Annotated in this window: 10 protein-coding genes; 6 read left to right on the forward strand and 4 right to left on the reverse strand. The window is 64.2% G+C overall.

The features are described from left to right. Nucleotides 1–14: 14 nt before the first annotated feature. Nucleotides 15–1118, reverse strand: a complete 1104-nt coding sequence (locus H9642_RS08205; protein WP_251835943.1) for an AI-2E family transporter — start codon at nucleotides 1116–1118, stop codon at nucleotides 15–17. A gap of 324 nt (nucleotides 1119–1442) precedes the next feature. Between H9642_RS08205 and H9642_RS08210 the strand changes: the two genes are divergently transcribed. The 5 genes from H9642_RS08210 (at nucleotide 1443) to H9642_RS08230 (ending at nucleotide 9214) form a co-directional block, all read left to right on the forward strand. After that, nucleotides 1443–3743, forward strand: a complete 2301-nt coding sequence (locus H9642_RS08210; protein WP_251835944.1) for an Orn/Lys/Arg family decarboxylase — start codon at nucleotides 1443–1445, stop codon at nucleotides 3741–3743. Nucleotides 3744–3812: 69 nt separating this feature from the next. After that, on the forward strand, nucleotides 3813–6104 hold the full coding sequence (locus H9642_RS08215; RefSeq protein ID WP_251835945.1) for an Orn/Lys/Arg family decarboxylase: 2292 nt from the start codon (nucleotides 3813–3815) through the stop codon (nucleotides 6102–6104). A gap of 79 nt (nucleotides 6105–6183) precedes the next feature. After that, nucleotides 6184–7518: a putrescine-ornithine antiporter gene (gene potE / locus H9642_RS08220; protein WP_251835946.1), complete on the forward strand. Its 1335-nt coding sequence runs from the start codon at nucleotides 6184–6186 to the stop codon at nucleotides 7516–7518. Nucleotides 7519–7564: 46 nt separating this feature from the next. Next, on the forward strand, nucleotides 7565–8470 hold the full coding sequence (locus H9642_RS08225) for an amino acid ABC transporter substrate-binding protein (protein ID WP_251835947.1): 906 nt from the start codon (nucleotides 7565–7567) through the stop codon (nucleotides 8468–8470). Nucleotides 8471–8545: 75 nt separating this feature from the next. Beyond that, a complete protein-coding gene (locus tag H9642_RS08230; RefSeq protein ID WP_251835948.1) occupies nucleotides 8546–9214 on the forward strand; it encodes a DUF3313 domain-containing protein in 669 nt (222 codons plus the stop codon). Between the two features lie 99 nt (nucleotides 9215–9313). On the opposite strand, the gene H9642_RS08235 is transcribed toward H9642_RS08230, so the two are convergent. Continuing rightward, the gene (locus H9642_RS08235; RefSeq protein ID WP_251835949.1) at nucleotides 9314–9991 is read right to left on the reverse strand and encodes a VIT1/CCC1 transporter family protein; all 678 of its coding nucleotides are present in this window, start codon (nucleotides 9989–9991) and stop codon (nucleotides 9314–9316) included. Between the two features lie 252 nt (nucleotides 9992–10243). Here H9642_RS08235 and H9642_RS08240 point away from each other — a divergent pair, with 252 nt between their 5' ends. Then, entirely contained in the window at nucleotides 10244–11263 is a 1020-nt protein-coding gene (locus H9642_RS08240) for a hypothetical protein (protein ID WP_251835950.1), read from the forward strand. An 18-nt stretch (nucleotides 11264–11281) separates the two neighbouring features. Here H9642_RS08240 and H9642_RS08245 read toward each other — a convergent pair whose 3' ends face one another. Together H9642_RS08245 and H9642_RS08250 are read right to left on the reverse strand one after the other, a co-directional pair. After that, nucleotides 11282–12178, reverse strand: a complete 897-nt coding sequence (locus tag H9642_RS08245) for a DUF2950 domain-containing protein (RefSeq protein ID WP_251835951.1) — start codon at nucleotides 12176–12178, stop codon at nucleotides 11282–11284. 10 nt (nucleotides 12179–12188) lie between these two features. Continuing rightward, nucleotides 12189–13532, reverse strand: coding sequence for a DUF3300 domain-containing protein (locus H9642_RS08250; RefSeq protein WP_251835952.1), 1344 nt, complete (start codon nucleotides 13530–13532; stop codon nucleotides 12189–12191). Between the last annotated feature and the right edge of the window lie 133 nt (nucleotides 13533–13665).

Genomic DNA, 13665 nt, shown 5'->3' on the forward strand with positions numbered 1-13665 from the left:
GCGCGTCAGACGATTCAGCGCGGCAGTGGGCTGTCAGGTCCGTCGCCGGGCGAATCCCTGACCCATTGCCAGAACAACTGGTAACCGACCGCCAGTACCACCGGGCCGATGAACAGGCCGATGACGCCGTTACTGATCATGCCGCCCAAGGCGCCGATCAACACCACCGGCATCGGTACATCGACCCCGCGACCGAGCAGCAGGGGCTTGAGCACGTTATCGGCTAGCCCGGCGATGAATACATAGACGGAAAAGACGATGACCGCCGTGCTGGCGCCTTCGCTGCTGAAGACGTAAATAATCACCGGAATGGTGATCAGCGTAGCCGGCAGCTGCATGATCCCAAGCAGCAGGACCGCCAGGGCGAGCAGACCGGCACCGGGAATGCCCTTGACCACAAAGGCGACGCCGACCAGCAGCATCTGGATGAAGGCGATGCCCACCACCCCCTGTGCCACGGCCCGGATGGTGGCCGTGCACAACACGGTGAGTTGCGGACCCCTTCGCGGCCCTGAGAGGCGCGTGGCGATCTCCTTCGCACTGCGCGCGCCGCCCTCGCCATAGGCCATGAAGATCCCCGCGATCATCAGGGAGGCGATGAACACCAACAGGGCCATGCCCATGTTGGTGAGCGTGCCCAGCAGCGTGATGGTGATCTCCCTGAGTTGTGGCCTGAACTGCTGCACCAAACCGGTCATGTCGGTGGCGGCCTGCAGCCAGAAAGCGTGCAGGGGTTTGCCCACCAGTGGCCAACTGGCCACCGACTCGGCCGGCGGGCGAACATGAAGATCGCCACTTTTGACCATGACCAAGGCCTTCTCCACCGACTCGGCGATCGAGGTGCCCAGCAAGTAGAGCGGCACCAGGAGGATGATGATGGCGATCAGGATGATCAGCGTCGCGATGCGGCCGTCACGCCCGCCCAGCCGGCCTTTGAGCCTGAGCCTTCGCTGCAAGGGATACAGCGTGATTGCCAGGATCATCGACCAGAGCATCAGGTTGAGGAACGGGTGGAAGATCTGGAAGCAGAACAGCACCAATACGGTGATCAGCCCGGCACGGATCAGCACATCGAGCAGGTCACGGGACGCCTGGGGGGAAGAGGGCGGGGGTAGCATCGAGTCTCTCCTTGCGGGTAGAAGCAATGATGGAGATTGGTACGCCCAGCATAGTCAGTCGTCGCGTGGCGCAACGGCGCACAGGTGTTTTGGCGCGCCGCCCCCGATTGCCGCTCGTCAGGGTTTTTCGGCACTTGATGCAATTTTGCTGTCTAGAAAATACCTGCCGGAAGGGACCTTCGGTGGCCGTGGGTGTAGTCGTTCGGTGGTTTCCCCAGTCTTTTTTCCTGTATTGCTGACATCGGAGCGTCAGACGTCGTTTAAGTACCTGCCCTGTGCCGGTGCTTGTCTGCAAGTCCATGACGTTGAGCAAGAGGCGGGACCATGATCGGACGTACCAACATTCAACTGAAGAAGCGTGTCCTGCTCGTCGACGATGACCTGGCCAACCCGACCAGCGCGCGAGGCCGGGTTCTCAGTGAACTGGTGGAGGAGTTCCACCACCGCAATACCGACGTGATCAGCGCATCCTCCTACGAAGACGGCATGGCCTCGGTGGTGTCCGACGCCGCGCTGCATTGCATCTGCGTCGACTGGACGCTGGGCCGCAACGATACCGAGAGCCATACCGGGGCGTTGGAGTTGCTGCGCGCCATCCGCCAGCGCCACGAGCGGGTGCCGGTGTTTCTGATGGCCGATCGCGACGCCAAGCGCAGTATCACGGTTGAAGCCATGGCGCTGGCCGACGAGTTCACCTGGATGCTCGAGGACACCGCGCCCTTCGTCGCCGGGCGGGTCGTTGCGGCGATCGAGCGCTACCTCGAACACCTGATGCCGCCCTTCACCGACGCACTGATCCGCTACACCCTGAAGGACGAGCACTCCTGGGCAGCGCCCGGCCACCAGGGCGGTATCGCCTTCACCAAGTCGCCGGTCGGGCGGGTGTTCTTCGATTTCTTCGGCGAGAACCTGTTTCGCGCCGACAGCGGCATCGAGCGCGGCAACCTGGGCTCGGTGCTCGACCACAGCGGCCCGGTCGGCGAGTCCGAGGCCTATGCGGCGCGAATCTTCGGTGCCCACCTCAGTTATGCGGTACTCAACGGCACCTCGGGCTCGAACCGGGCGATCTTCATGGCCTGCGTGGGCGAGAACCAGTTCGCCCTGTGCGACCGCAACTGCCACAAATCCATCGAGCAGGGCCTGGTGCTGTGCGGCGGCCTGCCGGTGTACATGACACCGACGCGCAATCGTTTCGGCATCATCGGCCCGCTGTTGCCGGAACAGTTCGACCCGCAGCGCATTGCCGCCGCCATCGCCAACCACCCGCTGCGTGCCCAGGCTCAGGGCGACAAGCCAGTCTATGCAGTGCTGACCAACTGCACCTACGACGGCATGTGCCTGAATGCCGAACGTGCCGAAGCCCTGCTGGCGCAGAGCAGCGACCGCATCCACTTCGACGAGGCCTGGTACGGCTATGCGCGGTTCAATCCGATGTATCGCGGCCGCTTCGCCATGCGCGGCGATCCGCTCGAGCACCGCGCCGACGCGCCGACGGTGTTCGCCACCCACTCCACCCACAAGCTGCTGGCGGCGCTGTCGCAATCCTCGTTCATCCATATCCGCAACGGCCGCAACCCGATCGAGCACAGCCGCTTCAACGAATCCTTCGTGATCCAGGCCAGCACGTCACCGCTGTACGCGATGTTCGCTTCCAACGAGGTGGGCGCGGCGATGATGGACGGCAACGGCGGCTACAGCCTGACCCAGGATGCGATCCGCGAAGCGGTGGATTTCCGCCAGGCGCTGGCGCGCGTGCATCGCGAGTTCGCCAGCCGCGGCGACTGGTTTTTCCAGCCGTGGAATGCGCCCCAGGTCCGCGACAGGAACGGCACGCGGGTCGATTTCGTCGATGCCGATGCCGAGCAGCTGGCCACCGATCCCGCCTGCTGGGAACTGGAGCCGGATGCGCAATGGCACGGTTTCGCCGGTCTGGAAGAGGGCTGGTGCCTGCTCGACCCGATCAAGGTCGGCATCCTGGTGCCGGGCATGGGGGTCGACGGCACACTGGAGGCCGACGGCATTCCCGCGCCCGTTCTCGGCGCCTTCTTCTACCGCAACAACATCGTGCCCTCGCGCATCACCGATTTCATGGTGCTGTGCCTGTTCAGCATCGGCGTGACCAAGGGCAAGTGGGCCACGCTGATCAACGTGATGCTGGCCTTCAAGCGCCACTACGACTGCAACCTGGCGTTGGAGCGAGTGTTGCCCGACCTGGTGGCCCGGCATCCCGTGCGCTACGGCGGCATGGGCCTGCGCGACCTGAGCCGCGAGATGTTCGAGCACATGCGCAGCAGCCGCATGGATGCCCTACAGGCCGAGGCCTTTGGCCAGTTGCCGCCGATCGAGATGACGCCGCGTGCCGCCTTCCAGGCGCTGCAGGCCGGCGACGCCGAGCTGTTGCCGCTGGCGCAGGCGGCCAACCGCGTCACGGGCGTCGGCGTGATGCCCTATCCGCCGGGCATCCCGATTGTCATGCCGGGCGAGAACCTGGGTGCGCTGGACGGCCCTTGGATCCGCTACATCTTGGCCTTGCAGGACTGGGGCAATCGGTTTCCCGGATTCGAGAAGGAAGTGTCGGGGGCGGTGCACAAGGACGGCGACTACCACTTCTGGTGCCTGAAGTAAGCCAACCGTAGCGACGTCGTAGCCCATCCCTGGCGAGCGGCGCAGCCCAACTTCCAAGAGGATTCATCCATGAGTCACTCGCTTCCCCCCGCCCTGGCGCAGCGCTATCCGGTGCTGATCGTGGCCGAGACCCAGGGCCATGAACACAGCGTGGTCTTCACCAGCGCCCAGGCGGTCATGCGGGCGCTGGATGACCACGATCTGCCGGTGGAACTGGTCGGCTCCCTGGACGACGCGGAAGTCGCCTTTCACGCCAATCCCGCTTACTGCTGCGTGATCCTTGGCTGGGGCCTGTGCGAACAGGACCTGGACCAGGCTCGACAGGTGATCCGCCTGATCCGCCGGCGCACCGCCCAGCTGCCCATCCTGCTGGGCATGACCCAGGCGCACCAGCACCGCGTGCCGCTGGCCTTCGTCGAGCACATCGACGGCTTCATCTGGCTGCCGGAAGACAGCCCCGACTTCATCGCCGGGCGCATCGCGGCGGCGGCCAAGCGTTACCTCGACACCATCCTGCCGCCCTTTTTCGGCGCTTTGGTCAACTTCGCCGACACCTGCGAATACTCCTGGCACACACCGGGCCATACCGGCGGCACCGCCTTCATGAAGACCGTCGTGGGGCGCAGTTTTCTCGACTTCTACGGCGAGCAGATGCTGCGCTCCGACCTCAGCGTGTCGGTTGGCGAACTGGGTTCGCTGAATGATCACTCGGGGCCGATGGCCGAGGCGGAACGCTATGCGGCGCGGGTGTTCGGCGCCGACTACACGTTCTTCTCGGTGGGCGGCAGTTCGGCCAGCAACCAGATCATCCTGCACGCGTCGGTGACCGACGGCGATGCCGTGCTGGTCGACCGCAACTGCCACAAGTCGCTGAACTACGCGCTGAACCAGTCCGGCGCGGTGCCGCTGTACCTGCGCCCGCGGCGCAACGCGCGCGGCCTGATCGGCCCGGTGCCGCAGAGCGAGCTGACCCCCGAGGCGGTGGCGAAGAAGATCGCCGAAAGCCCGCTGGCGCGCGACAAGCAGGCCCGCCCGGTACTGGCGGTGCTGACCAACTCGACCTATGACGGCCTCTGCTACAACGTGCAGACCACCACCCGCGAACTGAGCCAGACGGTCGACCGTATCCATTACGACGAGGCCTGGTACGCCTACGCGCGTTTCAATGCGCTGTACGAGGGGCGTTACGGCATGCACCGTGGCGAGCGGCACGCCGACGACGCCACGGTGACCGTCACCCATTCCACCCACAAGTTGCTCGCCGCGCTGTCGCAGGCCTCGATGATCCATATCCGTTCGGGCAAGGTGCCGGTCAAGCCGGCCCTGTTCAACGAAGCCTTCATGATGCACACCTCGACCTCGCCGCAGTACAGCATCATCGCCTCCACCGACGTCTCGGCGAAGATGATGGACGACGCCGGCGAATACCTCACCGACGAGTCCATCGGCGAAGCCATTGCCTTCCGCCAGGCCATGGCGCGGCTGGGCAATGAAATGCGCCTGCGCGATGCCCAGGACTGGTGGTTCGGCGTGTGGCAGCCGGACGAGGTGGAGGGGGTGCCGTTCGCCGACCTCGATCCGCGCGTGCTGCGGCATGCCGAGACCTGGTTGCTCAGGCCCGGGGCCAAATGGCACGGCTTTGGCGACCTCGGGGCGGACTATTGCATGCTCGACCCGATCAAGGTGACCGTCTTGACACCGGGGCAGAGCCTGGAGGGCGACATGCAGGACAGCGGCATTCCGGCGCCGCTGGTGTCCTCCTTCCTCTCCAGTCGCGGCATCGTGGTCGAGAAGACCGAGCCGTATTCCATTCTGGTGTTGTTCAGTGTTGGCATAACCCGCGGCAAGTGGGGCTCGCTGGTCGCCGGGCTGATGGAGTTCAAGCGCTATTACGACGCCAACGCTTCGTTGGAACAGGTCATGCCTGACCTGGTGGCCAGTCATGCCGAGCGCTATGCCGGCATGGGCCTGCGCGACCTGGCCGAGGCGATGCACCAGGACATGCTGGACTCGAACCTGCTGCACAACATGGATGCGGCCTTCAGCCTGCTGCCCGATCCGGTGTCTTCGCCGCGCGATACCTATGCGCGGCTGGTGAAGGGCGAGATCGAGCAGATCGCCGTGCGCGACATGCTTGACCGTACCGTCGCCGTGCAGATCGTGCCCTATCCGCCGGGCATCCCGCTGATGATGCCGGGCGAAAAGGCCGGCGCCGACAAGCGCGCCATCATCGACTACCTGCTGGCCATGGAACTGTTCGACAGCCATTTCCCGGGTTTCGGGCATGACAACCATGGCGTGGAAGCCGAGCACGACGACCAGGGACAACTGACTTACAGGGTGTATGTAGTCCAGCAATAACGCCTGGCTCCCTCGGGTCCGGGGCGCCTTGCTTCCGGGTACAGGGCCGCCACTTTGCAGACAGCGCAAGGAGTCTTGTATGGCTGAGTCAAGCAAGAAGATGGGCCTGGTGGGCCTGACGACCCTGGTGGCGGTCAACATGATGGGTTCGGGCATCATCATGCTGCCCTCCAACATGGCGCAACTGGGGGCTGTCTCGCTGCTGTCATGGATCGTCACGGCGATTGGCTCCATGGCGATTGCGTACTGTTTTGCCCAGTGTGGCCTGCTGTGTAACCGCTCGGGCGGTATGTCCGCCTACAGTGAGGAGGCGCACGGCAAGTCGGCGTTTTTCCTCTGCTCCTTCCTTTATTTTCTATCGCTGGCGATTGGCAACGTGGCCATTGGCATTTCCGCGGTGGGCTATATGTCGTCGTTCGTGCCCTGGCTGAGCAGTGGCGCCATCCCGCTGGTCATCGGCACGATTGGCCTGCTGTGGATCACTACGTTCGCCAACTTCGGCGGCCCGAACATCACCGGCAAGATCGGCACCGTCACCGTCTGGGGCGTGATCATCCCGGTGGCCGGTCTTAGCCTGATCGGCTGGTTCTGGTTCGAGCCGGAGGTGTTCGCCGCCGCCTGGAACCCGAACAACATCGCTGTCAGCGATGCCATCACGCAGAGTATCCCGCTGACCCTGTGGGCGTTTCTCGGCATGGAGTCGGCCGCGCAGAGCTCCGACGCCGTGGAGAACCCCAAGCGCAACGTGCCGCTCGCCTGCCTGTTTGGCACCCTGGGCGCGGCGGTGGTGTACGTGTTGTCGACCACGGTGATCCAGGGCATCGTGCCGAACGCCGAGCTGGCCAACTCCTCCGCGCCGTTCGCCTACGTCTATGCGCAGATGTTCAATCCCACCGTCGGCAATATCATCATGGCGCTGGCGGTGATGGCCTGCATCGGTTCGCTGCTGGGCTGGCAGTTCACCCTGGCGCAGACGGCCAAGATGACTGCGGACCAGGGCCTGTTCCCTAAACTGTTCTCCAAGGTCACCGCGGCGAACGCGCCGATCATCGGCATGATCGTCTGTGGCGTCTTGCAGACCCTGCTGGCGCTGTCGACCATCTCGCCCAACGCCAGCGAGCAGTTCGGCAAGTTGGTCAGCCTGGCGGCGGTGACCAACCTCATCCCCTATGTGACCGCGCTCACCAGCTTGCTGGTGATGATGCACAAGGCCGATGTGAGCGGGTCGGTGTACAGCCGCAACGTAGTGGTTCTGTTGATTGCGATGGCCTACTCGTTCTACGCGATCTATGCCTCCGGCAAGGATGCCGTGTTCGGCGCCACCATCGTGCTGGCGGTCGGTTACCTGCTCTACGGTTTCATGGCCAAGAAATTTGTCACTGAGCGGCCTGTCGTCGCCGTCGCCGGGAGCTAGGCATGGTCTTACCGATTGCCACGACATCTGAATGTAGGGACTGGAGATGAACATGAAGCCACACAACACCGTCAGTCTGCTGTTCGCCGGCCTGTTCGCCCTGCTGCCGATGCTGGCCGGCGCCAATACGCTCGAGCGCGTGCGCATGAGCAACACCTTTACCCTGGGCTATCTTCCCGACCTCGCGCCGTTCAGCAGCGAGGAAGGCGGCAAGGTCGGCGGCTATGCCATCGACCTGTGCCTGAAGATCGCCGAGAGGGTCAAGGAAGGACTGGGCTTGAGCGATATGCAGGTGCGCTATCAGGCCGTCAGCCCCGATCAGGCCGTCGGCGCCATCCAGTCCGGCGAGATCGACATCTTCTGCACCCCGACGCCGGAAACCCTGGAGCGCCGCGCGTCGGTGAGCTACTCGCGGCCGGTGTACACCGCCGGCCTTTCCGTTGTGGTGCGCAAGGACGCCGCCCCAACGCTGGTCAGGGTGCTCAGTGGCGAAGCGGTGCACACCGGCCCGACCTGGCGCGCCACCATCAACCAGGGGCTGGCCAACCACACCTATGCCACAGTCGAAGGGGGCATCACCGAAGACATGATTCGCGACCGGATGCGCAAGCTCGGCGTGATCGCCACCCTGGTCACGGTCGACAGTCACGAGCAGGGCATGCGGCTGGTCGCCGAGCGCAAGGCCGATGCGTTCTTCGCCGAGCGCATGCTGCTGCAGAACGGGCTGCAGAAGGACGCGTTCGCCGAGCAGATGAGGGTGCTCGACACCCTCTTCGCTTACGCTCCGGTGGCCATGGCCCTGGAGCGCGGCGATGAGGACTTCCGGCTGCTGGTGGATACCGTGATCAGCGAGCTGTACCGCTCGGGCGAAATAGAACAGTTGCACCGCAAGCACCTGGGTGAGCTTCGTGAGGGTGCGCAGCTGCTGTTTCCTATCTATGCACTGCCCTAGATGGGACACAGACCCATCCTCAGTGACTCATTCGCCTGGCGCCACTGATCAATCCATCAAGACAGGAGCAACACCATGAAGCGTTCCCACATCGCCATCACCGGGCTGTTGTTTTCCGCGCTGGTGCTCGGAGGTTGTGCCTCGAAGGACATCACTCAGCCGGAACAGTATTCCGGCTTCCTATCGGATTACTCGCAGCTGCAACCGGCCACGTCCCCGACTGGCCAGCCGGTGATGCGCTGGATGGAGCCGGGGGTCAAGCTGGACAACTACCGGTACATGCAGGTGCGCTCGATCGACTTCTATCCCGAACCGAGTCCGACCGAGCAGATCAGCAGTTCGACTCTGACCGAGCTGGAGACGTATGCCCGTCAGCAAATCAAAACGGCCATGAGCCGGCGCTTCCAGTTGCTTGAGCCGGGAGCGCAGCCCCGTCCGAACACCCTGATCCTGCGTGCGGCCATCACTGGCGTGGACGCCGAGGCCGAAGGGCTCAAGCCCTACGAGGTGATCCCGATCGCGTTTGTGGTCGCCGCCACGACGACGGCCACCGGCGCTCGCGACCGTACAACGGAATTGTTCATCGAGGCCGAGCTGCTCGATGCGAGTACCGGCAAGCCGGTGATGCAAATCGTGCGCAAGGGTTTCGGCGAGGAGCTGGAAAATCGCGAGGAACAGGTCACCATGGCCACGCTCAAGGGCGTGATCGACGGCATCGTGCGCGATATTGATCGCTTCGAGTAGGGCGGCAGGGCAGCGGCGACGGACCCACCTGGCGTGGTTAATACCGCGCCGGGCAAGCCAACTCGAATAGCCATCCGTGGCGACTCAGCCAGTGGTTTGTCAGCCACCCAGGGCGATGGTTGCGAAGACCAGGGCCACGCCCAACAGGGTAAAGATCAGTGCGGTGATAACGGGGTGGAGGGCGCTGGCAAAGCGACCGTAACCCAGGCCAATGATAAACAGCATGAGCAGGGCGACCGCATTGGAGGCGCGTAGCGCGTGCAGGGGCTCGTCGAACAGCACAAAGGGCACTATCACGGGAAGGGTGGCAAAGACCACGGCCAGGAATACCGCGAAGGCTTGCAAGAAGTCGTGAAGGCCCAGGCTCGGCCTGGTCTGCGTGATGCGCACCTCCAGCACGCGCTGGTGCAGTGTTTGCACGTCCTCGACATGCATCACCTCGGCAACCAGAATCGGCATGGCATCAGCCAACAATGCAAAGGCCTGGGGAGAGCCAAGCGGTAGTGTCTGCAACTGCTGCATCAGGCGCAAGGTATGGCTACGTTCGGCGAGACGATTAAGCACCAGCATGCAAGCGTCCACCATGCCCCAGGCCAGGTTGCAGCCCAGACTGGCGATCAGCAGTTCGCGTACCGAGCTTTCCCCGGCGTTGGCGACGCTGAAGGTGCCGGTAAAGGTCAGCACCATCAGCAAGCCAAACAGGATTTCCGACAACCTGGATACCGGATCGAGCACACGTTGCGTTGCAGGCTTGGTGTCAGTCTCGTTGATCGCCATAGGTTCGCTAGTCGGCACTGGGTGACCTGCAACTCAGTATGCGAAGTAAACGTCAGGCTGCCAGCTGCGACTGCAATGAAGTCCTGAATTCCGACGCGGCCTGTAACAGGCGGAGCTGTCACAGGTACGGCGCACCGCTAGCCCGGCCGACGGAGCCGGTTGTGGCGGCTCCAGCACCTAAACTTTCGAAGTGGGCGAACGTTTGCGGCGTAGGCCGAGCGCCCCACTTGCTTCGGTGTCAGGGTCAGCGATATGAAGAGATGTATCCTGCTCGTCGTCTGGATCGTTATGCTGGCCGGCTGTGCGTCCCGGCCCCCGCCCGTGACCATTCCCGAGACCACCTGGCGGCAAATCGACCTGGAGATCATCGCCGCCTCGCACAATGCGACCGAACAAGCCAGCCACTTTGCACGCGATGCCCTGCAGGAGTGGCTTGATCTGGTTCGTCAGCGCACCGAGACGGACTTCATTCCCTGGTTTTCGAGCTACCGGGCCCGCAAATGGCTGAGCATCAAGGTGTCCTGGTACCAGATGAGCGCCGACGAGGATAAGGAGCAGGTCGTCGACAGGCTGGCGCTCTATCTGCAGCAGCAATACCGCAAGCGCGTGTTGGTGCCGGTGGCCAGGCAGACCGATCCGGTGCGGATCAGAGAGCGCACGACGCGCTTCTACATTTGGTTGCTTGGCGAGCTGATGGCGAAGATTCAGCTGCGCCATGGTGTCCCGCCCGAGCAGTTCGAACGCAGGCTTGCGGGTATTCCGGCGATCACCCTGGCGCCTCCAGCTAATCAGGACGCTTCGCTGCAGCAATTAATCCGCAGCGAACGTCTCGACCGGCTCCCCGCCTATCGTGCCCTGAGTACCCGTGTCCGCGAGGCGCCTGCCACGGCCGTTCTCTGGTCCGAGGATGCCGGCATCACGTCCGTGGCCCGGCAGACCAGCCGCCAACTGACGAACGAGCTGGCCACTGGCAGTGTTGCCGGCGCGGTGGGAGCCATGCTCGGCCCTGCGGGAGCGGTGCTGTCCCTGGGCGTGATGGGCGTGACTGAACTGCTGCGTGAGCACGACCGACCGGAACGGGAAGCCCAGCTGCGTAAAAGCCTCAATGCCGCGTTCAACCAGGAGTGGCGCGAGTGGATGCGCAGTCGCGACCACGGGGTGATGGCCGGCGTGCATTACCTGGACGACAGCCTCGAGCGACAGTTGCTTTCGCGGGTCGGATCGCCGGCGCGGCCGGCGTACTCGGCACAGTCGCGCCTAGGGTCTGATTGAGAACGCACCCCAGGATAATCAAAGCGGATCTTCCGCTTCAGCGACTTCCTTCCAGCTGCTGTCCGGGTCGAAACGGGTCATGGCCAGGGCCTGCTTGCCGCCGTCCGGTCCCAGGTCTTTCTCGAACACCCCGCCGTCGTGGCTGATCATGAAGCTCATCACGCCGCTGTTGCCGTAGGCAGACGGCCAGGCGATCAGGGCAAAGCCCCGACTCATGTTGTCGCCGAGCAGGTAGTCGTAGGGGCCGCCCGGCGCCGACGGCCCTTGGGCGGTGAGGATGCGGTAATGGTAGCCATGCCAATCGCCATCCGGCAGCTCATCGCCGAACAGCGGGCCCAGCGGGCTCTCCTCTTCGCCGGGCTGCTCGGCCCAATACAACCCATCGTGGCGGCCCTCGCTGCTGGCGAATTTCTGCGCGTACTCCAAGGCTCCATCGCCGTCTCGATCCACTTCCGCATAGTCCATCTGTGCGTCGTGGTAGGCCCGCACGGCTTGCAGGGTGGCCAGCTCGTTGCGGCCAATACGACGTATGCGAATGGTCTCGCCGCCGGCTTTGGTGTCGAAGAACCAGCCGTCCTCGCCTCGTACCAGCGGCAACGGCAGCTCCCACGCGACGGTGCCCACGACCAGGTGTGAGCGGTCGCGAGACTCTGTGCGGATCTCATGTCGTTCCCGGTACAGGGCGAGAAATGCCTCGACATCCTCACGCTCAATGCCTTCCAGCGGTATATAGCTGCTCCAGTCATCGCCCAACAGGGCCGCCAAGCGCGTAGCGTCGGCCTGCCGGGTGCCGAGGGCGGCGATAAAAGCCGCAACGGCTTCGTCGGGACTGGGAAAGGCCTGCTGCGCCGGCCATGCGTGGACGGGCAGCAGCGCCAGCAAGGCGAGTAGTGTGGTTCGCAGAGCTGCATGCATGGCGGGCTCCTTATCGGCGCCCTCCACGGGCGCCCCCACGAGACGAGGCCATGGCCGGGCGGCTCACCGCCCGCCCGCTGGTACGAGCGGCTTGCGGGCGACTGGCGGCGGCGCGACTGGCCTGTCCGCGTTGCTGGGAGGCCCTTTCCCTGTTGGGCGAGCGGGCGCCGGCAAAGGCGTTGTCGGGTGTGTTCCGGGAGGCTGAATGCTGCTGGCGCGCCTGTTGGCGGGCCTGAGGCGTGCTGCGGGCCTGGTCTCGGGAGGGTTGCCGTGCCTGGGCTGGATCGCGCATTTCGCGGTTCGCGGTCTGCGCCCGCTCGCGGGCCTGGCGATTGCTGGTGGCCGGGCTCTCGAAACCGCGCTGTTCCAAGCTCTTTCGGGCACTCTCGCGGTCGGCGGTACGGGCCGTGTCGCGGCCTCTCAGGGCCTCACGCTGCTCGCTGTTGGCCAGGCGCTGGCCATACTGTTCGCGGCTGGCGCGGTCGCGGTAGGGCACACCGTCGCGGTTGACCGCGTTGTGCTTCCAGTTGTTCTCATTCACGTTGAGCTGACGGTTCGTGTTGATGTTGTTGTAGCGGTTAACGTCGATATCGACGTCGCCACGGCCCCAGTCGCAGTCGCCCCACAGCGAGTCGATGACCGCCACCCCAGCGGCAAAGCCCAGGCCGGTGACCAGTGCGCTGCCGAAGTAAGAGCCCGCGGGCGGTGGGTAATAGACCGGCGGGTAGGACGGATAGGCCCAGGTTCCATAAACCACATTGGGGTTGTAGGTGGGCACATAGACCACCTGCGGGTCGGCCGATTCGATGATGATGGTCTGCTCGCTGCTGCCACCCGATTGGGTCACTTCCTGGGTCGGCTGCTGGATGACCTTCTGCTTGTCGTCGGACTTCAAATTGCCCGCCTCCTGGGCCTGGCGTCGCAGGCGCTGCACCGAGTCCATTACCGCGTCGGGCTGGGCGAGGAAGGCGTCGCCGACCTTCTGTACCCAGGACGGGTCCTGGCCCAGGGTGGCCAGCACTGCAGGGAAGGCCACCAGCGATTGCACGCTGGGGTCCCATGGCTGCTCGGAGACCTGGTGCACCGCGTCATCGCCGCTGGCATCCGGGTGTTCCATGGACCAGGAAGCCGCGTCGGCCACATCGCCGGGGTAGGTGGCAGCCATTAATACCTGAGCCAGCAGCGCATCGGGGTACAGGGCCAGTGGGGCCAGCATCTGGTCGAGTTCCTGGGCGCTGAAGACCTGTTCTGAAGCTTGGGAACTGCTCACCTCTGCCGCCCGGATCGGCGAGAGGGCGGCGCCAGACAGCGCTAGCAGGAGCAGCCACATTTGAACGCTTGGATGGATATGCATGAATGCTTCTCCTGGCGGAAGAACGCGAAGCGGCTGTCGCGCTTCGCCAAGCTCAGCCCGGCGTCCTTCTATGGGATAAGGCTTGGATCGCCGCGGCCCATGCTTCAAATGCTTACTCAGGCGTTCCACGCTA

It is taken from the genome of Serpens gallinarum, from assembly GCF_014836765.1.
GTDB lineage: Bacteria > Pseudomonadota > Gammaproteobacteria > Pseudomonadales > Pseudomonadaceae > Serpens > Serpens gallinarum.